The following is a 21541-nucleotide window of genomic DNA, read 5'->3' as shown; positions in this document are numbered from 1 at the left end:
CAGACGAATAATGGTTGTTTCCCTGTTTTACAACAAGGACACCATAACGCTATGCTAATACCGTCAAACAAAGAAGGAGATGAAGGTATGATCAATCAAGTCACACTGGTTGGCAGGTTGACAAGGGATCCGGAATTAAAACAGACGACAGAAGGGACCTTTGTAACCCAAGTTACCCTGGCTGTGTCGCGTCACTTTCGGAACCAAAACGGCGAAATAGAGGCTGACTTTATCCAATGTACCCTTTGGCGGAAAGCAGCCGAAAATACTTGTCAGTATTGCCGGAAAGGCGCAGTAATCGGAATCACGGGGCGTTTGCAGACGCGGAACTATGAGAACAAAGAAGGAAAAAGGGTATATGTCACAGAGGTAGTCGCGGAAACGGTCCAGTTCCTAAGCTCCAAACCGCAGCCGCATGAAGTGGAAGCTCCTCTAAAAAAGGAGGAAGTGACGATTGGTGTCTAACAATGAAATGACTAGAAACCTCGAGCAATTACTGGAAAGTTTAATCAAAATGGTTGGAAATTCAAATAAAAATCTTGACGGCCTCCAAAAACGTGTCAGCCAGTTGGAATGGATCATTAAGGAACAGCAGCATGAAATCAAGGAAAGAGACGACCTCATCAGAATTTACTCCTCCCATTCACAAGAACCTTCATCAATTACTCCATTTCGTTTATAGGTTTTCAAAAATTTATCCCCGCAACTGCCTTTATGATAAAAAATCAATGCCATCTCCGAATTGATCTCCGTTTATCCGGCAGTTACTTGCCGGAATTTTTTTTGGATTGGCACGTATAAAAATATTCCACCGGGGTAAACTAATAGAAAAACCCCCCTGTTTTTTTAAAAAGAAGCCGCTGAACTCATCAGCGGCTTCTTTGATTTATAAGTGAAATAATCATTTATGAAAAAATAGTGAACGTCCCCAAAAAAAGTTAGGGTGGCATAAAATAACATTAAAGGAAATTGTAGATTATCGTCGAATAATGTTAGAGTATGTAAATTATTGTATTTTATGGAGGTTTGTATCTTTGTGGAGGAAAACTCAATAATATTCATTGTCAATCCATCAAGCAGGAGGAAAAAGAGGTTCAACTACAAACCAAGTTTTTTTGATGCAGTACAGCTCTCAACTCGATCACTCCAAACATATGAAGTTACGCCCTATCAATTTATTCCATTTCATAAAAAAGCAATTATTCCTATCCTTAGCTTTAATTCCGACATTCATATTATGTACGAGAAGCATTCTTTACAAATCTATAAAGAAAACAATGATCTAACCGAGAAAGAAGTCTTTGAGATTCTCACCCACTTTGCCATTAAAGAAGGGAACAGGGTGTCTTTTTTAGCGGACTTTCCGAATGGCAAAAAAAGACAAGCAAAGTCCAAACCAAACGGTACATTGGCAGAAAGTAAAAAAATGAAGTAGAAATGTGATGTTCCACCCCAAAAATATTGACGCTGTTATGCCACAGAATTGACACTAATATGTGTAATATGACAAAAAGTGATGTACTTTTAATCTTTTTGTAACATTACTGGCACATTCTTCTGGTATAAATAGAGTACTAAGGAAAGGAGAAAGTGTATGCAAACGACAAGAAAGCGTATCATTCTCATGTTACTTACAATCGTATTATCGGTATCAGGTTCTATGGTTACATATGCACAAACAAGCACGGAAGCCCTACATAATGCTAAAGAAGAACTAGCTGAAAAACAAAGTTTAGTAGAGCAAAAGGCACAAGAAAAGCAAAATGTTAATCAAGAAATTGCAAAAATTCAACAAGAATTGAATGCCCTGAACAGTAATATTTCAAAAAACAAAGAAGAAATGGCCAAAACGCAACAAAAAATAGATGCTACGAACCAACTCATTGAAAAAAAGAAGCAAGAAATAGTCGTCCTAGAAGACAAAATCCTTGCCCGCAAAGGAATTATGAAGCAGAGAGCTGTCTCACTTCAACAAAATGACAACATCAATGTAATCGTCAATCTTTTCTTCGAGTCTGATAGTATCTCAGAGTTTATTCAACGCGCAAGTGCGGTTTCAACCATTATGGATGCGGATAAAGATATCTTAACGTCCCAAAAGGCAGATCTGCTGCAGATTGAAGAAGACAAAAAAGAGATTGATAGACAAGAACAAATTTTATTAGGTGATCAAAGTGAACTTGCGAAACAACAGCAAACACTTGATCAAAACAGACAAAAAAGTCAACAAACCTTAACCGTAATGCAACAAAAATATAGTCAAATTCTTAAACAAATGGAGCTTGCTGAACAGGAAAAGGCAGGTATTCAATCACAATTGAATGCTATTCAAGCTAAAATGAAAAGTGAACAGGAAGAGGCGAAGTCCGCGAAGCCACGTCCTACAGCTTCAAAAGCAAAACCGGCGCCGGCGCCATCTTCAAATAACGAAACAACTGGTGCCGTCAAAGGGAAGGAAATGTATGTGACCGCGACAGCATACAGCCCGGAAGAGTCAGGGAATATCACGGCTGCAGGCTACAATATTGGGAAGCATCCGAATATGAAATTGATTGCCGTCGACCCAAGAGTCATTCCACTTGGAAAAAAAGTCTGGGTTGAAGGATACGGCGTAGCCATCGCCGGCGATACAGGCGGCGCAATCAAAGGCCATATAATCGACGTATTAATGCCTACCACATCCAAGTGCATCCAGTGGGGCAGAAAAACCGTAAAAATCATCGTATTAGACTAAACATCAAGACCTAACAGGAAACTGTTAGGTCTTTTTTTGTAGGGTTCGGTGCGTTGTGTTGTGGTTCGGTGCAGTGCAAGTGCGCCCATAGCAATATTGTCAGTGGGCTTATCAAATGGTGCCTGACACCGAAAGGACTATAGCTACTGGATTTATATAGCAAATGGTGCCTGACACCGAAAGGACTATAGCCACTGGATTTATGCAGCAAATGGTGCCTGACACCGAAAGCACTATAGCTACAGGATTTATACAACCACCAATGGTGCCAACACCCAAATTTCTTCCTTTGACACGTTGCTGATTTTGTTTTTATGAAATAAAATAAATTCATATTGTTACAAATTGGTAGTATGAGAGAGGGATCGGTTTAGTGATTGAATTAAAACTGCGTTCGATTTTAAAGCAGGTAAAAAGTGAAAATCCGCAAAAGAGATTTGAAGCGCTTGACCAGCTTTTTCAATATAAGCAGGACGAGGGACTCGAGATTCAAATTGATGTGTTAAAGGATATAATCAAAACGGCAGCATCCGGATTCCCAGAGCCTGTCGACCGCTGGGACAACCCCTCCTTTTATCTGATTGACTTTGTTTGTGACTTTCCGATGCCGGAGGTGGTGGAAGGGCTCATCAAGCATTTTGACGGCCTTGACTTGCAGGCCAAAGAGCGGGCAATTGAAATGCTGCTCACAACAGAAGATGAGGATATTTTTTATGTACTCGAGGAAAAAATCGTCGAGTTAATCGAGACCGAAGAATTCCATATTCCAGTCAATGACCTGGACCCCTATCCAATGCTGATTAAGGGAATCCTTGATAAAACCCTCGACAAGCTCCATACAGAGCATTATAAATGGTTGTTTTATCATTTAGTATTATCGCTGAACGACTCCGGTTTAGAAAAAGGTTATAGGAAAGACGTCATCCTCCCGTCATTGCTCAACGATTATCACGTAGAGAAACTGGAGTATCTGAAATTTGACGCAGACTTTTCAAGCAAATATGTTTATACGGCTTGGAAGGACAGCTATTTTGCCGTTCGAACAAAAATGAAATTATTTATTAGCTTGATGGAATATTATTTTTCAGCCGACATCGGTGCTGAGCTGGAGCAGGCCATGAACTTCCGCGATCCGTTGATAAAAACGCAGGCGCTGTTGGTATGTGCGGCCAAAAACCTCCCGTATCAACAGAACACACTCGTAGAAGCAGCGGAGCATATTGAGAGTGCAGAAATGGTTTATTGGGAGTTAAGGGCGAGAAATTTAGAGCATCTGTATCCCATCACGGAAGGAAAGCAGCCGCATTTGGCGAAGACGAGACTCTTTTCAACGATTATCAACCTGCCAGAGGAAGAGGAGGGAGTCATCCGCTATCCGGAGGACATCCAGATCATCGATACAGTCGAAACCGAAAACACATATCGCCAGCCGATACGCTATTATTTACTGAGTTTCGTGCATATCGGGACCCGATACGCGGGCTGGGCAGGCGGCTATGCGCTTGAGGATGGAGACGATACGGCCGAACTATGGGATGGCAGCTATACTGATTTTGTTGAATGGGACTCACTCAGCATCGAAGAACATAAAGCGGCTTTTTTCAAAAAGAGAGCAGAGGAAAAGGAAGAACATGAGTCCAGTATCTACTTTGAAAGCTCGCCGTCGCTAAGTCGAGGTGCCTGGTTCTTCCTGAGCCTCGCGGTGGTTCACTGGATTAAAGAGGCGGTAACAGGATTTCCGAAAGACGGGATTCTTTTCTTAGTAGCATTAACCATTATCGGCGGTGGGATGTGTCTTTATGAACTTACCGCAAATAAGAAAAGAAAAATCAGAGTCGTTGGCCAGCAGCTTGTGATGGAAAACGGATCGAAGCAGCACACCATCGGCTTGCATGAAATCAAAAAAGTAGAACATAACAAAAAACACGTTCTCATCTACAACAAGAAAAACGAAGTCGCGTTTTCATTCCCACTCCGCTGGGTCCGCTACGAACTCTTTCACATGCACATGCTGGAGCACACCGACCATCTAAAAGACCGACCGCATATTCAAGCATAAAAAAAACACGCCAAAGGCCGCAGAATTGCGGCCTTTGACGTGTTTATGAGTGCTGTGGTCAATAGTAAATGCTCCATGGTGCCTGACACCGAAAACACTGTTGCCACTGGGGTTAGTGGGCAAATGGTGCCTGACACCATAAATGACACCATTAACATTATTGCCGCTTACTATTTAAGATGATCATTCAAAACATTTTCCTCAAGAACAGAGAACTTATCCCCGTATACCTTTTCAATATGATGCTCTCCCCATGTACAAAGCGAATTCAGAATTCCCTCCAGACTCCGGCCGTACTCACTTAACTCATACTCAACCTTCGGGGGAATCTGATTATAAATAATCCGATTAATCACACCATCGTCCTCCAGCTCCCGCAATTGCTGCGTCAACATCTTCTGCGTAATATTCGGCATCAGCCGCTTCAATTCACTCGTCCGCTTTTTCCCATGCGTCAAATGGCAGAGAATCACACACTTCCACTTCCCGCCGATTACCTCAAGCGTCGCCTCAACCGATATATTATATTTTTTCTTCTCCATCTATATCTTCCTCCTCATTTCACAAACTGACAGACAGGTAGATAGGTACTAAAAAGTACCTATAGCACTACTAGGTACCTATATCACTTTAAAGTGCGTACTTCCGATAATTCTGTATATCCTCCATAATAACATTTGCCGGATGAAAATAATCATACCTTTTTAAATAAACCTACACAAATGAGGAGGAAAATTTATGTCTTTAAATAAACAGCAAAGCACATTCGCACTACTGGCCTTAGCCATCAGCGCCTTCGCAATCGGAACCACTGAATTTATCAGCGTCGGCCTGCTTCCGCTCATCGCCCAAGACTTGCATATACCCGTCACTACTGCTGGACTGACCGTCTCCCTATACGCCCTCGGGGTAATGGTTGGAGCGCCAGTGCTGACATCAATGACATCGCGCATGTCACGGAAAACCCTATTACTATGGATCATGATTGTCTTCATCATCGGTAACGGAATCGCCGCAAGCGCAACAACAATCAGCGTCCTGCTCGCAGCGCGTGTGATTTCCGCATTAGCACATGGTGTTTTCATGTCAATCGGCTCCACCATCGCTGCCGATCTCGTCCCGGCCAACCGCCGCGCGAGCGCTATCTCAATCATGTTCTCCGGCCTTACCGTGGCCACCGTCACCGGCGTACCATTTGGAACATTCATCGGTCAACAATATGGCTGGAGGCTTGCCTTCATCCTCATCGTCATCGTTGGAATCATCGGCTTCATCGCCAACTGGATTCTCATACCTTCTTTATTGAAAAAAGGGAACCAGACCAGCGTTCGAGATCAATTCAAGCTTCTGACCAATGGCCGGCTCGTACTTTTATTCATCATCACGGCCCTAGGGTATGGCGGCACATTTGTTGTCTTTACTTATTTGTCACCATTACTACAGGAGATAACCGGATTTAACGAGAGTTCGATTGCAATTATCTTACTTGTGTACGGATTGGCGATCGCCGTTGGAAATATGGTCGGCGGCAAGCTGTCGAACCGCAACCCGATAAAATCCCTATTCTATATGTTTATCGTTCAAGCTGTTGTTCTGCTTGTCCTAATGTTCACCGCGCCGTTCAAAATCGCGGGCTTAATCACTATTATTTTTATGGGACTGCTTGCCTTTATGAACGTTCCAGGTCTGCAAGTATACGTGGTTATCCTTGCTGAACGATACGTCCCAAGTGCCGTCGATGTTGCATCCGCCATCAACATCGCCGCCTTCAACGCAGGAATCGCCATCGGCTCCTACCTAGGAGGCGCCATCACTGATTCAATCGGACTCATTCACACCACCTGGATCGGTGCATTAATGGTCCTAGTCGCGGCCATCCTAACAGGGGTGAGCCGAGCGCTCGAAAAGAAAGACCAGGAATCAATGAAATCAATTAAATCAATGAAATCAATGGAGTCAATGGAATCAATGGTGTCAGGCACCACAAAAACACAACTGTCCCCTTGAGGAGGACAGTTGCGCAACTAAACTAAAAACAATTGGAGGATAAAAAAATGTTAAACAATTTACAAAGTACTACAACTTTAAATAACGGAGTAAAAATGCCATGGTTTGGTCTGGGTGTCTTTAAGGTAGAGGAAGGACCGGAGTTAGTGAACGCGGTGAAAATGGCAATCAAACATGGTTACCGGAGCATTGACACGGCGGCCATTTATGAAAACGAAGAGGGAGTAGGACAAGGGATTAAGGAATCAGGCATCGCTAGAGAAGATTTATTCGTCACATCAAAGGTTTGGAATGCCGACCTTGGCTACGAATCAACCTTGGCAGCGTACCAAACAAGTTTAGATAAGCTAGGTTTAGAATACTTAGACCTCTACCTTATCCACTGGCCGGTAGCTGGGAAATACAAGGAGGCGTGGAGAGCGTTAGAGACTCTTTACAAAGAAGGACGGGTGAGAGCCATCGGAGTCAGCAATTTCCAAGTCCACCACCTGGAAGACCTTTTGAAGGATGCAGAGATCAAGCCTATGGTGAACCAAGTCGAATATCACCCGCGCTTAACTCAAAATGAAGTCCAAGCATTCTGCCGCGAGAACGGAATCCAGATGGAAGCTTGGTCACCATTAATGCAAGGTCAATTATTGGACAAAGAAGTATTAGTGGATATTGCTGCTAAATACAATAAATCAGTTGCCCAAATCATCTTACGTTGGGACTTGCAGAACGGCGTCGTCACCATTCCGAAATCAACAAAAGAACACCGGATCATCGAAAACTCACAAGTATTCGACTTTGAACTAACACAAGAGGACATGCAGCAGATTAACGAGCTAAACCAAAACCACCGCGTCGGCCCAGACCCCGATAACTTTGATTTCTAATCATAGAGAACTATTGCCATTCGGCCAATTTTCATTCGAAAATTGGTCGTTTTTTTCTCTCATTTACCGTTTAGGGGAAAAGTCGTCTCTTGCGGTAAAAGGAGTACTGCTACATTTCCCGTTCAAGAGAAAAATCATCTCTTAAGGTAAAAGGAGCCCTGCTACATTAACCGAAACCTGGTGTCAGGCACCGCGCATGGACACATTTTCGGTTATTTTTCCCAATGATTTGTTATAATTATTAAAAAATTAAAAGTAAGGGGTGGAGAAGGTTGTCCAGTAGAGTAAAGAAAGATAATTGGAATGCTGGTTTATATGATCAGGAGCATGGATTTGTTTCGCATTTTGGCGGGGCGCTGCTCCAATGGCTTGAACCAAAGCCTGGTGAAAAAATTCTTGATCTTGGTTGTGGAACAGGGGATCTGGCCAACCAAATGAATCAACAGGGAGCAGCCATAATTGGGATTGATAAATCCGAAAACATGGTCCAGCAGGCACAACATAAGTATCCTGGACTTACCTTTAGGGTGCAGGACGTTGTAGCCCTGAATTACAGGAACGAATTCGATGCCGTTTTTTCTAATGCCACATTGCATTGGGTGAAAACTCCGAAACAAGCCCTGCAATCCATTTACCAAGCCTTAAAACCAGGTGGCAGATTTATCGCAGAATTCGGCGGGAAAGGCAACGTCCAAAAAATCACCGACGAACTAATTCAACAATTAGGAACGAGCTATCAATCTGAGCAATTTCCATGGTATTACCCCAGTATCGGTGAATACACATCTCTGATGGAGCAAGTTGGATTTCGAGTCACTCATGCCCAACACTTTGATCGTCCAACACCACTAAACGGAGAAAACGGGTTGCGTAACTGGATTGAGATGTTCGCCACGAGTATGTTGGAAGGCCTCGCACCCGAAGCCAAAGAGCGTATCATCACAGAATCCACCCAAAATTTAAGAGAAGTTTTATACCATAACGGTGCATGGATCGCGGATTATAAGCGGATTCGGGTAGTAGGGATAAAAGAGTAATCGCGAGGGGGCCAGCAAAAGGTCCTTTTTACTTTGAGCTCCATAGATATTCATGATATTTATGATGCAAAATAACCTTTGGAAATGGATATTTATGTTAAAATAAAATCAGCAAAGGAGGTTAGAAAAAATGACTCTATTAAAAAATAAATGGCTCTGGTTCAGCTTCATTCTCACCTTAGTCGTATGTTCCAACTTCCTGATTTACCGTCTTGAAAGTTTAGGACCACCCCCAACAGGAATGGCCTTAGGTTCCTTATTTGACTTCATCATCACCATACCATTACTCGTGTACTTCTTCATCATCAGAAAACGATACTCCCTAAAATATATACTCCCCGTGATGATTGCCGGATACGGCGTCGCGGTCCTAGTAATTCCGCACCAACTCCTGTCGGCGTATTCCTTTGTAAAATATATTTTATTGGCCGGTGAGGCTGCTTTTTTCCTGCTCGAGCTATACGTCGTCATTCAATTGCTGGCAAGAATCCCTGCGATCGTCCAAAGTTACCGTAAGTCTGAGAGCGAAATTCCTACTTTCTCTTATCGAATGAAACAAGCATGGGATCAGCACCTCAAGCCGTCCAGGGCACAAGAAATTTTTTTCTCTGACGTGAAGATGTATTATTACAGTCTAGTTTCTTGGCATAGAAAACCAGCCACACTTGATGAACGTATGTACACCTGCCATAAAAAATCCGGCACAATTACGTTATGCGTCATGCTGATCCATGCACTAGTCTTGGAATCTGTCGGTTTTCATTTTCTCCTTCATTCGTGGAGTCCTTTGGTTGCCATCATCGCGCTCGTATTAAATGTGTATACCTTGTTATTCTTTCTAGCAGAAATCCAAGCAATTCGGCATTGCCCAATCATGATCACGGACCGGCATCTGTATCTGCAGGTTGGTATCATGAAACAGTTAATCGTGCCGCTAGAGGAAATTAAAGAAATTCACCCGTATGATGGACCTGAAACAATAACAAAAGAGGAGTCAAAACATATTTTCGACGCGGTCCTAATAGATTTTTTCAAGGAAAAACCCCAGTTTGAAGTGGAGTTTTATCATCCAATCGAAGCAAGCTTCATTTATGGCTTTAAGAAAAAAGTAACCAAGGCACATCTCCGTCTCGATGAACCACAGAAATTCTATCAAGCACTCACGAATAAAATCCAAATGTGATTGGGTTTACTAGTCTCTTAATTTTTATAGGATAGGTGATAACTGGTGAATCAAAGGAAGAGTATCGTTAAAAGAGCTTTAATAAAGTCAATTATTTCAACAATTTTTCTCCTATTATGCACAATAGTGGTTTATTCTTTTGTAAAATCTCCTGCACCGAACCTCTTATTTTTTGGTCTTGGAGCTTTTTCTTGCTTCTTTTTAGTAGATTTATTATTTTTTAAGATTCAGCGAAATAGTTAAATGTGGAATTTCAACTTTCGCACCTGAAATTCGGAAAAATAAAACGAAGCCCTCTATTTGGAAGAGGGCTTCGCTGCCGTTTAAGCTGGATTAATGAACACGAATGATTTCATAAATATTCTCATCATGGTGAACCCTGGTATGCTTCGACTCAAGTCGTTCAAATTCCTCAACTTCATCAAATGACTCGCCAAACCACCAGTTTTTGAGCTCAAATAAAAAGTCCGTAAGCATCATTTTTTCCTCCCTAGATTGGGTTATTGGATTCTTATGTCTCTATTATACTTGTGAATCTATTCACATAAAAGCGGTTACAAAATACACGGAATAGCAAAATTATATAGAAAAATAAGAGAGTTTAGGTAAATATCTTACCACCGTTTCAAGCATAAACACCAACAAAAAAAGGACAAAACCATTGCGGCCTTATCCTCTTTATAACATAGTAGTGGTGCCTGACACCAAAATCATTATTGTCACTATCCTCAACAAACAAATGGTGCCTGACACCATCAAGTTGTCCTCCCAGCATGGACAAAAGGGTGGAATGTCCACGAACGGTGCCTGACACCACCACTAACATCACCCCAGATACACCAAGTCCTTAAGTTCATCGGTCGATAATTCGGTGATCCAGTTTTCGCTTTGGATGATCTGGTCATTCAGGAATTGCTTTTTCTCCAGCATTGCGTCGATCTTTTCCTCAAGTGTTCCGGTACAAATCATCTTATGCACGTGGACGAAACGCGATTGCCCGATACGATAGGCGCGGTCTGTGGCTTGATTTTCAACGGCTGGATTCCACCAGCGATCATAGTGGATGACATGATTGGCTGCCGTCAAATTCAGACCGGTTCCACCGGCCTTCAGTGACAGCAAGAAAACAGGGAACTCTTGGTTTTGGAACCGCTCAATCATCTCGTCGCGCTTCGCCTTCGCAACACTACCGTTCAAAAATGGCACCTCGATGCCAAACTTCTTCTTTAGCGCGCTTCGAATCATTTCACCCATTTCGATATACTGGGTGAAAATCAAACAGCTCTCTCCCTGTTCTAAAACCGCGTCAATCAGTTCGACAAGCTTCTCCAACTTATTCGAACGCTCAAGCAGTTCGCGTCCAGCCGACTTTTCCTTCAGATAGAGGGCAGGGTGGTTGCACAACTGCTTCAACCGGCTTAACATTTGTAAAATTAACCCCTTACGCTCAAAACCAGATAGTTTCTCAATTTCTGCAAACGTATCATGGATCAGCTGCTCGTATAGCGACGCCTGTTCAGCCGTAAGCGGACAATATTCCTTTTGCTCCAGCTTGTCAGGGAGATTCAACGCAACTTCCTCATCCTTTTTCGTGCGGCGCAATAAGAACGGCCGAATCAACGATTGCAGCTGCTGCACTTTTTCCTTCTTCTCATCTTTTTCAATCGGAATCACGAACTTTTTCTGAAACTGCCCCAAACTGCCAAGGTAGCCATGATTGGTAAAATCGAAAATCGACCATAGTTCGGATAAACGGTTTTCCATTGGCGTCCCTGTCAATGCAATGTGGTGGCGTCCGCGCAGCTTGCGGACCGCCTTTGACTGCTTGGTCTGGGCATTCTTAATATTCTGTGCCTCATCGATGGCAATCGAACTCCAAATCAGCGATTCAAACTCCGCCAAATCGATATGACTCAGCCCATACGACGTCAAAACAATATCGGCATCTTTTGCCTTCTCGACAAAAGCTTCCTCCTTCAGACGATTCGACCCGTAATGCAGATACACCTTCATCTCCGGCGCAAACCGCTCAATCTCCTTTTGCCAGTTCCCAAGCACAGAAGTCGGGCAAATAATCAGCGCGGCTTTGGTCGGAACCTTCACCGCAACAGGCGCGGCAGTGGCATCTTCCTCTTTTTTGCGGCGCTTTTTCACCTCTTTTTGGGTGTCAGGCACCAGCGTCAACTCATCCCCGGCCACTTCTTTCACCTTCAATAAATAGGAGAGGAGCTGGACGGTTTTCCCGAGTCCCATGTCGTCCGCTAGGGTGGCGCCAAATCCGTACTGGCGCAGGAACCAGAGCCAACTCATACCGAGCTGCTGGTATGGACGGAGTTCACCCTGCAAACCAGATGGCACATCCTCGAGTGGAATTTCGTTCACTTCCGACAACTGTTTGACCATCTGCTTCCATTGGCGGTTCAACTCAATTTGAATTTTGGCAAAGGCCTTTGGATTCTCGAGCTCATCTTCGGCTGCTTCTGACTCCATCAATTCCTGTTCAAGCAAATCGCGGACATGCAAGCCTTCCTTTTCGGCCCGTTTCATCATATCCTGAATTTGTCGAATAAACTGCGGATCCAGCTTCACCCAGCGCCCGCGAATAAAGACAAGTCGTCTTTTCTCCTCGACAAGTTGCCCAAACTCATCTTCGGACAAATCGACACCATTCATCGAAAAGCGCCAGTTAAAATCAAGCATGGCTTGAAGTCCGACAAAGGATGGCCGGTGGCTCGAGGTACCTTTCAGCGACGCCTTCACCTTCAAGTTAGCATTTTTCATCGCCTGCCACCAAGAAGGGAGGAGGATCTCGACATCCAAGGCCACCAGCGTCTCACTCGCCTCCGTCAAAAACATCCACGCTTCTTCCTCACTCAGATGCGTTTTGAAAAAGCCGTCTTCGCCTAACCATGGAATCAAGCGGATCCAGCGTTCCCGCTCACGGTCGACTTTTTCCAAAAATGGCCGCCACTTCGCTGGGATCTTCGCGGAACCCTCAACATCATAAACATCATCAACATTTTTCTTTCCTCGTAAAAATAAATCCAGGCTCCATGCGCCTTCACCATCCAGCGGCTCATCCAGTCGGAGCCCAATGGTAAACGGCGTGTCGCTTTCCTTAATCCCGACCCATTCCAGCCAGCTTTCTTCATCAAAATAACGAGCGAGTTCGCTGCCGGAGATATTTTGCTTGCGAAGCAAGTCGAGCTTCGGTCCAAATAGCTCCTTCATCGCGGCATTCCGCGTCAAGTAGCCATCAAGGGCATCATTATACAAATCGGAAATGTAGTTTTTCGTTGTTCCAAGAGGGGAACCGGCCGTCCCAAGGTTGAGGTCGGTCGATTCATCATCAATATCGGGTTCTTCAATCATTTGCTCCCAAAACGATGAGTCGAACTCGTCCTTGACGCGCTCAGGAAGTTTCCAGCGGAAATCGCCATGCTCCCAAACCGAAAAGTCCGGCAGCCAATCTTTTTCGAGAATCCCCTCATAAAGCTCAAGGCTGGCTGCAAGACAAATCTCAGATTGTTCATTCCAATCCCATTCGATAAATCGATTAAATGACTCCTTGGCAAAAAGCGAGACCAAATGCCAACTGCTCACAACAACACCTTCGACACCGTTCACAGTCTCGGTTTCAAGGAGCGTACCAAAGAAGCTTTCCTCATGACTGCTGAAAACGAGATTCTTCCACCTAAATGGGCTCATCACACGACCTTGTTCATCTTCAGCAGTAATAAGAAAACGCCCTTCCCCGATTTTAGTTGTCAGCAATTTCATAAACCTTGTTTTAAGCATCGATACAAAACTCCTTTTAGTGGGGGAGAGAACATCATAGGCTATTTTACTAGCTGTTTGTTTCCAAATAATGTCTAATTGTACAAAACCCCTTAAAAATCGTACAAAACATATAAAAAATTGCACAAAAGCCCCTAAATTTCGTACAAAACCATAATAAAATTGCACTAAATCCAACGGAAACTGCACAAAACAAAAATAATATATAAATCAATATCCATATACCTAAATAAAATCCATAAAAACCAGAAAACGTCCGTGACATATGGACAAAATTACGAGAAATGTCCACGGGCGGTGCCTGGCACCCACAATGAAATCCACAATGACACCAACAGTGACACCAATAATGTCACAAAGGGGGCACCAATAATTTTCACAGAAAAATCCATATTCCTTTATTATACCCAAAAATGTGTGGTTAGAGGAGGGCGATGCCTGAATTATCTTGCAAGCGGGAGGCTCGGGTTTAAAATAGATCACTTTAAGGGGATACCGAAGCCTAGCTCTAGTAAATAAAAACAAAATAAAAGCCCGCAGCACATTGGCGGCGAACTTCATATATACATCAAGGCATGGCGATCGGTCACTAATCCAACACCTGTTACGATACTAGCCCCTGAATGCTAACCCATTTTCCTTCAAAGCGGACCTAAGTTTAGGCAAAGAAGCTGGCCCCATACCGTGAAATTGCAAAATCTCTTTTTCGGTATATGTTGATAGTTGCTGCAAAGTAGTGATTCCATTGTTTTCTAATGCCCGCCTTGCTGGTGCGGAGAGTACGGAAAGAAATCCATCTGCAGGTTTGCGTTCATTCTCACATGTGGGACAGGTCGGACAGTCACTGCTTTTATAAAATTTGTGTCCTTGATCGCAAGTCCTTAAACTTTTTTCGGAAGTGGCCATTGTAAAATGTCTCCTTTTTCATGAAATTTCGGTTGGTTTTTCAAATCATGCGAACACACAGGGATGAGGAAAACGCCAAAAACAAAAGGTGCCAGCAGGAATCGGCACCTTCTTTTCGCTACCCCTCAATCAACTTGCTCCGCTTACATTCCTCGTGAAACGCCCGCAGCCGTTTCGTCCGCTCCAGTAACGTTTCCAAGAAATACTCCCAATCATCGACCCGCTTCAATTTCTTATAAAGCGTCCGTAGTTTCTTCAAGTGCCGCACGGCCAAGCGGTAACTGGCCCGGTTCTTCTGATCGATTTCCTTCTGCGCCGTCTGATGCAGCATCCCGAGCAGCACCTCGGGCCGCTCCTTCTCAATCAGCTTCAACCGGTCCTTCGGCAACTCATAATAATCCAAACCAATAAACGCCTGCAGCTCGCCCCAGCGGTCATACTGCTTCCGCTCAAACAATACATGCTCATAATCGCCAAAACTATAGGGAAGCATCGCCAGCAGTGCCCGTTCATATAAATCGACCCGGTCACTCTCCGCGCAATATGGCGCCACCGCCCGCAGCGCACTCCGCACAAACGTCGCGCAACTATGATAACCGCCAAGCCACTCCAAATATCCCTTCACTTTTTGCAGAAATAACTCAACCACCGCGCCGACACGCTTCCACGCCTTCTGCCCCGATAAATACTCAATCCAATACACCAGATAGGGAGCAATCTCGGCATCACTAAATGGCCGGACCAACTTCAGGGCCGCCTCATCATCCCCCAGCAAGAAATTCAAATGAATCCCAGCCAGCATCATTGGCGCCGGACTCTCCCAATCCTGCAGCTCCTTCAGGCGTGCCTGAATCTTCACCAACTCTTCTTCACGCCACGCCTTTTTTTTGAAAAAATGAATCCACAACAGCCGGTACAAGAAAATCCGCTCATACTCCAACCCCTGTGTACAGGTCAGCAGTTCAAACGTGTCCGCCCGCAATTTGTCCACAAACTCATCAAAATCAAATGGCAACGACTGCGTACCAATTTTAATCGATAGCTCCTCGGCATCGTCCATCAAATTATGGAACAAATGCAAATAAGCCCGCTTCACCGTATCATCATCATGATCGAGCTGATCACTCAGCCGAGCCAACTTCCGAAACGAAACGACAATCCCGACCAACTCATAAAGCAAGCGCCATTCCTGCTCCACTGGGGCACTCGCATGAATCCGGCGCTCATAAATCCCAAACAACTCCGGAATCACATATGGACTCGTGTACTTCTTCGTTGCCAGCAGCGTATCAAAACTGACCTCAAACGAATGAACCCAGCGCACATAGTCTGGCTTTGATGACCCATTCGCCTTAATCAAATCCTTCGCCGTCTGCAAACCCCAGTCAGTAAAGGACTTCGACTCCTGCATCGGCTCGCGCCACTCGGCTACCCAATCAGTCACACTACCAACCCTGGCATACGCACCAAAAAACACCGCCATCTGATGCCGGCAAAAGCCCTCCGCTGGACACGTACACTCACTCTGTGACAAATACTCAAAATTCAACTTCACATAACACGGCGTCACATCCTGAACCATCGCCGTAATCTGCTTCTCCCATATCTGTACCTGCTTCACCAGCCCTTGCCGGTACAACATCAAACCCTTCTGAACCAGCCGGGCATCCTCCGTCACTGTTGGGTGCAGCAATTCCCGCACCTGATCCCCAAAAAGCTCAATCTTCTCACTTGCAGGCGTCGACTCCAAAGCCACAACCCCCTTTACCAAATCCAGTCAATTATAAATAAAAAACCATATTCCACTATTATACCCAAAAAATCGGTGTCAGGCACCATGTGAAAATTTCACATGGTGCCTGACACCAAATGGACATCCAAAAAGAATCATCACCAAAAAAAGAGCCCCCTCACAATCATGGGGTTGGCTCGATCTTTGCCACTTCGGTTTTGGATAAACTAGAAAAATATTCAAATAAGTGCGTTATATAGCGGTTAAGTTCGAAACCATCCTCATTGGCAAACTCTGATAATAGTAATTTATTCTCCTTCATCCTCGTTCCCCCTTCGATTTTGAATCTATCATCATTATGGCCAAACTATCATTCTCTTATACCTGGAAAAAATATGGGTTAGCATTGAAATTAATAGTGTTCTACAATGGAGGGAAGGAGTGGTTACATTGAAAGACATCATACTCATGCTTACAGAGCTATTAAATAATATCCATGATTTTATTCAATTATATACAAATGATTATTTAAATCTTGGGTTAAATGATAAAGACTTACACTTTTGGATTATGGGGATCATCGGCATTTTTGTATTTGGGGTTGTCCTTATTTTTTCAAAAATTGTCTCTAAAATGCGGTTTGGGATTACGATTCTATCCTTCCTCTATACGTTTACATTTATGGTCGTTTTAGTTTTTGCGATCGAAATACAACAAGCGATCACCAATAGAGGAAACATGGAATTCCAAGATGCGATTGTGGGATTATGGGGATACGTTGTATTTTTCATCGCTTTCGCAGCCATTGCGTGGGTGTTCCTGCTGGCGAAGAGATTTTTAAATAAACTTTTTAAAAAATGATTCAGTTTACCTCTAAAAACCCAGGCTCAGAACACCTGGATTTTTAGAGACTCCCACTAATAATATGGATACCCATAATAAGGGTAACCATAACCAAAGGAATACGGACTGCCATACCATCCCCCTATGAAAAAGGGGCTTCCATAGTGGAAAGGATGGTAACCAAAAAGATGAGGCCGTAAAAATATCCGTCTGACATCATTTGCTTGAAATAACAATGGATTCATTCATAACCATTTCCTTTTTACAATATAGTTTAAGACTAGGGAATAAACTCCTCTTCTTCCGCTTTCCTTATTTCCTCAAGAATGATTTGTGTACCTGCATTTGCTTCCAAAGCGACTCCTACCGATTGCAGCCAATCCCCGAAATTGGTGACTCGCTGCGCTTCCAACGTGAGCGATTTTTCTTCATCCGTATACAGCTGTTTAGTGGTACCCACACCTTCAAAAAGTTGTCCTGCGGTTTGAATCCATGCCCCCAGTAAAATCTGTCTTTCATTGGCATTCTCTCTGACTTCCTCACTAACCAACATGATCTTAGATAAATAAAATGCCTCCATGATTTGACCAATAAATTGAATCCAGACGGCAATGGAAACTTGTTTCTCAAGTTGTGCAATCACTTCTTCATTATCAGATTGACTATTTTCCTTGGCCATGGCTGCCTTTGCCTTTTCTGATTGAGCATTCAATGTATTTCACTCCATTCACTATATCCTTATGCAAATAACTGGGGGAATGCCCTTAAAAAATTCATCAATTTTGCTTGAAAGCGTGCAAAAAGCAGTGTGGAGAATACACACTGCCTCAGCTCAGCGGATCACAATAAATGGCCGCATCATTTCATAATCCTCATGTTCCAGCATATGGCAGTGCCAGACATATAACCCGGTAAAAGGACCAAACTTCATCATTATCCGCGTGACCTGATTCGGGTCCGCACGAACCGTATCCTTCCAGCCGCGTTCATGGGGTTCGGGCGGTATCGCTGGTCCAGTGTAATGGATTATTTTCTCCTTGGTATACCTGTCAACATCAAACCCCCGCCGATCTAAGACCTGAAACTCAACTAAGTGTAAATGAATCGGGTGGGAATCAGGAGATAAGTTAATCAGGTACCATACTTCGGTGGAGCCCAGCTTCGGATTTTCAGAAATCGGGTCATCCCACGTCTTGTTATCCAATAACATCAATGGACGACCGTACTGGTCCATACGGTCATTCAAAGTTAAGTATCGTGACTTGGAAGCGTCCTGTTCATTCATCAACCGATAGGGCATCAGATAAGCCGGAATCACACTTGTATCCACACTAGACAAAGGGAGGGTTACTCGAAACTGCATCACGCTCCCCGTTTGCTCATTGACTGGATGGCCGCTTGGAAAGGCTGCTGGCGCATCGTTAGTCATGATAATCTTCCTGCCCTCCAGATTGGTGAAATCAATGATCACCTCAACCCGCTCGGCAGGGGCTAAGAGGATTTCGTTGACCCCCATCGGCTGCTCCATCAAACCTCGCTCGGCCGCAATCAAATACATGCGCTGTCCCGAATCCAGCTTGATTCGATAGAAGCGGCTGTTAGAGCCGTTGAGGAGCCGAAAGCGATATTTACGGGGCTCTACGTTTAAAAAAGGAGATACTTTGCCATTCACCAAAAGGGTATCGCCAAAAAATTCAGGAACAATCGATGTTTCTACTCCCGGGACAGGTTTTTTCGGCTGCTTTGGATAAAAGAGTGAACCATCGTGATGGAAAGTCTTGTCTTGAATCAGCAGCGGCACGTCAAATTTGCCGGTTGGTAAATTTAATGACCGCTCCCGCTGGCTCCTGACTAAGTAAAATCCGGCCAATCCGGCATAAACATTAAGCCTCGTGATCCCCAGGGTATGGTCATGATACCAAAGCGTACAGGCATGATCGCAATTCGTATAGTGATAGACTTGCTTTTTAAAATAAGGCCCCACTTTTTCGAATCCCCTAGTAAACCAAGCCTCCGGGTAGCCATCGCTTTCCCATTCCACGCAAGCTCCGTGAACATGGACGACCGTGCGGACATCCGGCACATCCTTATGGGCGCCGTGAACCGTGTAGTCGATCGGCAGGAGATGCTTATCCGGGAGATCGTTGATCCATTTGATATACACATTTTCGCCGCTTTCCACCTCAATCGTCGGACCTGGATAGCTGCCCTCATAGCCCCAAACGGTTGTATCATTCAATTCAAGATGGAGTGATTGCTTAAATTCCGTCATCTTCACTTCATAATACGTATAGTTCGGCCCTTTCCATCGGGGTCTTAAAATCGGAGGAATTGGGAGTTCGTCGATAAATTTAGAGAGATTTTTCAAAAGATACACTCCCTTCACTTAATCAGGTTGTCATCACAGTAATTTATGACGCAGATTTTGAGAATATATCAAAATTGGCAGAAATGGCCTAATCCAAAAGGGAAAAAGCATATCATGATCAGTTTGTATGACACGAGTGTGTCACATGTGGTACTCCGCACATATACTAGGTTTGAAATTGGGTTAGATATATGACACATATAGGCATCATCACAATATTGTTCAAAGGGGTAGGGAAAATGGAGCACAAATGGATTTTAGCGATCGATGCAGGCGCCTACGAGGTGAAAGGAAGAACGAGGGACCAGGTGTTTAAGTTTAGGTCAACAGTTGGCCCTTACCGCCATCTCCATTTGGTGAATGGGGAAGCCAACCAAATGGAAGCCGGGGACTACATCGTCGAGTATGAAGACGAGAAGTTGTTCTTGGGGAATATTGCTTGGCGGGAATGCCATGCCATAAGAGAGCCGAGAGATATTTCGAAAGCGCATGAAGAAACAAAGATCAGAGTACTGGTGGCCGTTCATCAATATGGAAGAATAAGAGGGAATTGTATCGTGATTGGGCAGCCAATCCGCGGCATGGTGGATAAGGACAGGGAAATGATGGAGAAAATGCTGAAAGGGACACACACGATCACGGTGAATAATGTAAGGAAAACATTTTTCATCGACGATGTGAAGGTCGCACCTGAAGGGTCAGGGGCATACTTCAGCATGGAGGATCGGCCGGATGACATTGCGAACATTATCGACGCTGGAAGTAGTACCTTTAACTATTTAAGAGTGGAAGATGGTTATTTTATTGACAGAAAAAGCGGGACCCTTGCTTTCGGGGCTGAAACACATATGGACATAACAGAAAAGCAAATGGCAGAGGCGATCTTGGCGGAGATTCGAGGCAAATGGGACTTGTTCGACCCGACCTATCTTTGCGGAGGAATTGCTGAATATCTTTACCCGTATATTAAAAGGCATTTTAAAAATATCGAGCTAATCAAACCCGTCCTCTACCGAGCGAACGGGACCAAAGTATACAGTCCGCAATATGCCAACGCTTTCGGATATTATTCTATGGGGAAAGTGGTCTTTGCCGATGAATGAACTGAATCGCAAGGTCAAGTCAGTCCCTTTCAACCTGGATGATCCCTATGAAAGAGAGCTTCTCGAGCATTGTAACCAGTATATTCAGTTTGCCACATATATCAAACGTCTGATCCAACGGGATATGGAACAAGGTGTTGGTATCATTCGTAAAGAACATGAAAAGGGTATGAAACAGGAAAAGCCAATCGACAAATCGAAGTTGAAAAGTTTCGGTCTATGATCCCCCCCCATAAGGGGTCTTTTTTTTGGGAATCTAAGCATTCTTCATAATGATGGTTTCCAACGTATTTGCCACCGCTTTACAGCTGTTAGCGATTTCTTCTAGACCTTCATAGATTTGTTTGTGTTTAATAATTCGGATCGGGTCCTTCTGGGTGGTAAATAAATGCCTAATGGCATCACGCAGAATGTGGTCGCAATCAGACTCCATTTCTGTAATTTTGATGGTGTGTTCTCTTAAATCCAGCATTTTCTTTGCTGATAGGAGTTCAATAGCTGCATCAATTTCGGTTACACAATTTTTGATCTCATCCACAAATCTAAGCATATATTCGTCTATTTCTATTATAGAGTACATTTCAAATAGAGCCGCTGTATGGTATAAACCGTCCAATATATCATCCATGCTAATGGAAAGAGCTAAAATATCCTCGCGTTCAATAGGAGTGATAAAGGCATTATTTAGTTCACCAATGAGATCATGTACCATGGTATCCCCATAAGTCTCAAATTCTTTCATCTTCTCAGAAAAAATGACAAGATCACTAACATTTTTTAAGTTATAATCCGCAAAGTAGTTCGCACTTGCTTTTAAATTTAACGACATACGAAGTAAATAGTTAAAGAACTTGTCTTTTCTTTTTGCCCTTGCCATCCATTTACCACCCCAA

At 43.8% G+C, this 21541-nt stretch carries 22 protein-coding genes; 12 read left to right on the top strand and 10 right to left on the bottom strand.

Annotated elements, in window-relative coordinates:
* Window positions 1-87 precede the first annotated feature (87 nt).
* The 5 genes from ssb to COJ96_RS02760 all read left to right on the top strand — a co-directional run bounded on the left by ssb (window position 88) and on the right by COJ96_RS02760 (window position 4793).
* Window positions 88-465, top strand: a complete 378-nt coding sequence (ssb, locus tag COJ96_RS02780; RefSeq protein ID WP_098571478.1) for a single-stranded DNA-binding protein — start codon at window positions 88-90, stop codon at window positions 463-465.
* Window positions 458-682: a hypothetical protein gene (locus COJ96_RS02775; RefSeq protein ID WP_142332953.1), complete on the top strand. Its 225-nt coding sequence runs from the start codon at window positions 458-460 to the stop codon at window positions 680-682. The genes ssb and COJ96_RS02775 overlap by 8 nt, the downstream gene beginning before the upstream one ends.
* 354 nt (window positions 683-1036) lie before the next feature.
* Window positions 1037-1435 (top strand): hypothetical protein, encoded by a 399-nt coding sequence (locus COJ96_RS02770; RefSeq protein ID WP_098571476.1) that lies wholly within the window; start codon window positions 1037-1039, stop codon window positions 1433-1435.
* Between the two features lie 159 nt (window positions 1436-1594).
* Window positions 1595-2734, top strand: coding sequence for a 3D domain-containing protein (locus COJ96_RS02765; RefSeq protein ID WP_098571475.1), 1140 nt, complete (start codon window positions 1595-1597; stop codon window positions 2732-2734).
* A gap of 373 nt (window positions 2735-3107) precedes the next feature.
* Entirely contained in the window at window positions 3108-4793 is a 1686-nt protein-coding gene (locus COJ96_RS02760; protein WP_098571474.1) for a hypothetical protein, read from the top strand.
* A gap of 170 nt (window positions 4794-4963) precedes the next feature.
* Here COJ96_RS02760 and COJ96_RS02755 read toward each other — a convergent pair whose 3' ends face one another.
* A complete protein-coding gene (locus tag COJ96_RS02755; protein ID WP_098571473.1) occupies window positions 4964-5335 on the bottom strand; it encodes a winged helix-turn-helix transcriptional regulator in 372 nt (123 codons plus the stop codon).
* A 196-nt stretch (window positions 5336-5531) separates the two neighbouring features.
* Between COJ96_RS02755 and COJ96_RS02750 the strand changes: the two genes are divergently transcribed.
* From COJ96_RS02750 to COJ96_RS02735, 4 genes are all read left to right on the top strand, one after another.
* Entirely contained in the window at window positions 5532-6800 is a 1269-nt protein-coding gene (locus COJ96_RS02750) for an MFS transporter (RefSeq protein ID WP_098571472.1), read from the top strand.
* 47 nt (window positions 6801-6847) lie between these two features.
* A complete protein-coding gene (locus COJ96_RS02745; protein ID WP_098571471.1) occupies window positions 6848-7678 on the top strand; it encodes an aldo/keto reductase in 831 nt (276 codons plus the stop codon).
* Window positions 7679-7950: 272 nt separating this feature from the next.
* Entirely contained in the window at window positions 7951-8715 is a 765-nt protein-coding gene (locus COJ96_RS02740) for a class I SAM-dependent methyltransferase (RefSeq protein WP_098571470.1), read from the top strand.
* A 130-nt stretch (window positions 8716-8845) separates the two neighbouring features.
* The gene (locus COJ96_RS02735) at window positions 8846-9898 is read left to right on the top strand and encodes a hypothetical protein (protein WP_098571469.1); all 1053 of its coding nucleotides are present in this window, start codon (window positions 8846-8848) and stop codon (window positions 9896-9898) included.
* A gap of 333 nt (window positions 9899-10231) precedes the next feature.
* Here COJ96_RS02735 and COJ96_RS28410 read toward each other — a convergent pair whose 3' ends face one another.
* From COJ96_RS28410 to COJ96_RS28400, 6 genes are all read right to left on the bottom strand, one after another.
* Window positions 10232-10378, bottom strand: a complete 147-nt coding sequence (locus COJ96_RS28410; RefSeq protein ID WP_180229965.1) for a hypothetical protein — start codon at window positions 10376-10378, stop codon at window positions 10232-10234.
* 145 nt (window positions 10379-10523) lie between these two features.
* Window positions 10524-10727, bottom strand: coding sequence for a hypothetical protein (locus tag COJ96_RS28405; RefSeq protein ID WP_180229964.1), 204 nt, complete (start codon window positions 10725-10727; stop codon window positions 10524-10526).
* Window positions 10724-13696 carry a DEAD/DEAH box helicase gene (locus tag COJ96_RS02730; protein WP_098571468.1) on the bottom strand — a complete coding sequence of 991 codons (2973 nt, stop codon included), beginning with the start codon at window positions 13694-13696 and terminating at the stop codon, window positions 10724-10726. Before COJ96_RS02730 ends, COJ96_RS28405 begins: the two co-directional genes overlap by 4 nt.
* A 612-nt stretch (window positions 13697-14308) precedes the next feature.
* On the bottom strand, window positions 14309-14602 hold the full coding sequence (locus COJ96_RS02725) for an RNA polymerase alpha subunit C-terminal domain-containing protein (RefSeq protein WP_098571467.1): 294 nt from the start codon (window positions 14600-14602) through the stop codon (window positions 14309-14311).
* Window positions 14603-14720: 118 nt separating this feature from the next.
* Window positions 14721-16352: a hypothetical protein gene (locus COJ96_RS02720; protein WP_098571466.1), complete on the bottom strand. Its 1632-nt coding sequence runs from the start codon at window positions 16350-16352 to the stop codon at window positions 14721-14723.
* A 166-nt stretch (window positions 16353-16518) separates the two neighbouring features.
* On the bottom strand, window positions 16519-16656 hold the full coding sequence (locus COJ96_RS28400; RefSeq protein ID WP_180229963.1) for a hypothetical protein: 138 nt from the start codon (window positions 16654-16656) through the stop codon (window positions 16519-16521).
* 119 nt (window positions 16657-16775) lie between these two features.
* On the opposite strand from COJ96_RS28400, the gene COJ96_RS02715 reads away from it, so the two are divergent.
* Entirely contained in the window at window positions 16776-17195 is a 420-nt protein-coding gene (locus tag COJ96_RS02715) for a hypothetical protein (protein ID WP_251459471.1), read from the top strand.
* Between the two features lie 262 nt (window positions 17196-17457).
* Here COJ96_RS02715 and COJ96_RS02710 read toward each other — a convergent pair whose 3' ends face one another.
* Together COJ96_RS02710 and COJ96_RS02705 are read right to left on the bottom strand one after the other, a co-directional pair.
* Window positions 17458-17889, bottom strand: a complete 432-nt coding sequence (locus COJ96_RS02710; RefSeq protein WP_098571465.1) for a hypothetical protein — start codon at window positions 17887-17889, stop codon at window positions 17458-17460.
* A gap of 120 nt (window positions 17890-18009) precedes the next feature.
* Entirely contained in the window at window positions 18010-19545 is a 1536-nt protein-coding gene (locus COJ96_RS02705; protein ID WP_257148398.1) for a multicopper oxidase family protein, read from the bottom strand.
* Between the two features lie 239 nt (window positions 19546-19784).
* Here COJ96_RS02705 and COJ96_RS02700 point away from each other — a divergent pair, with 239 nt between their 5' ends.
* Both COJ96_RS02700 and COJ96_RS02695 read left to right on the top strand, forming a co-directional pair.
* On the top strand, window positions 19785-20648 hold the full coding sequence (locus COJ96_RS02700) for a ParM/StbA family protein (protein WP_098571464.1): 864 nt from the start codon (window positions 19785-19787) through the stop codon (window positions 20646-20648).
* Entirely contained in the window at window positions 20641-20871 is a 231-nt protein-coding gene (locus tag COJ96_RS02695) for a hypothetical protein (protein WP_098571463.1), read from the top strand. The genes COJ96_RS02700 and COJ96_RS02695 overlap by 8 nt, the downstream gene beginning before the upstream one ends.
* 33 nt (window positions 20872-20904) lie before the next feature.
* Here the strand turns inward: COJ96_RS02695 and COJ96_RS02690 are convergent, their stop codons facing one another.
* Window positions 20905-21525, bottom strand: coding sequence for a DUF47 domain-containing protein (locus tag COJ96_RS02690; RefSeq protein WP_098571462.1), 621 nt, complete (start codon window positions 21523-21525; stop codon window positions 20905-20907).
* Window positions 21526-21541 lie beyond the last annotated feature (16 nt).

The organism is Bacillus sp. AFS073361 (assembly GCF_002567005.1).
In the GTDB taxonomy this organism is placed as follows: domain Bacteria; phylum Bacillota; class Bacilli; order Bacillales; family Cytobacillaceae; genus Neobacillus.
This window is presented reverse-complemented; position numbering and strand designations above follow the sequence as displayed.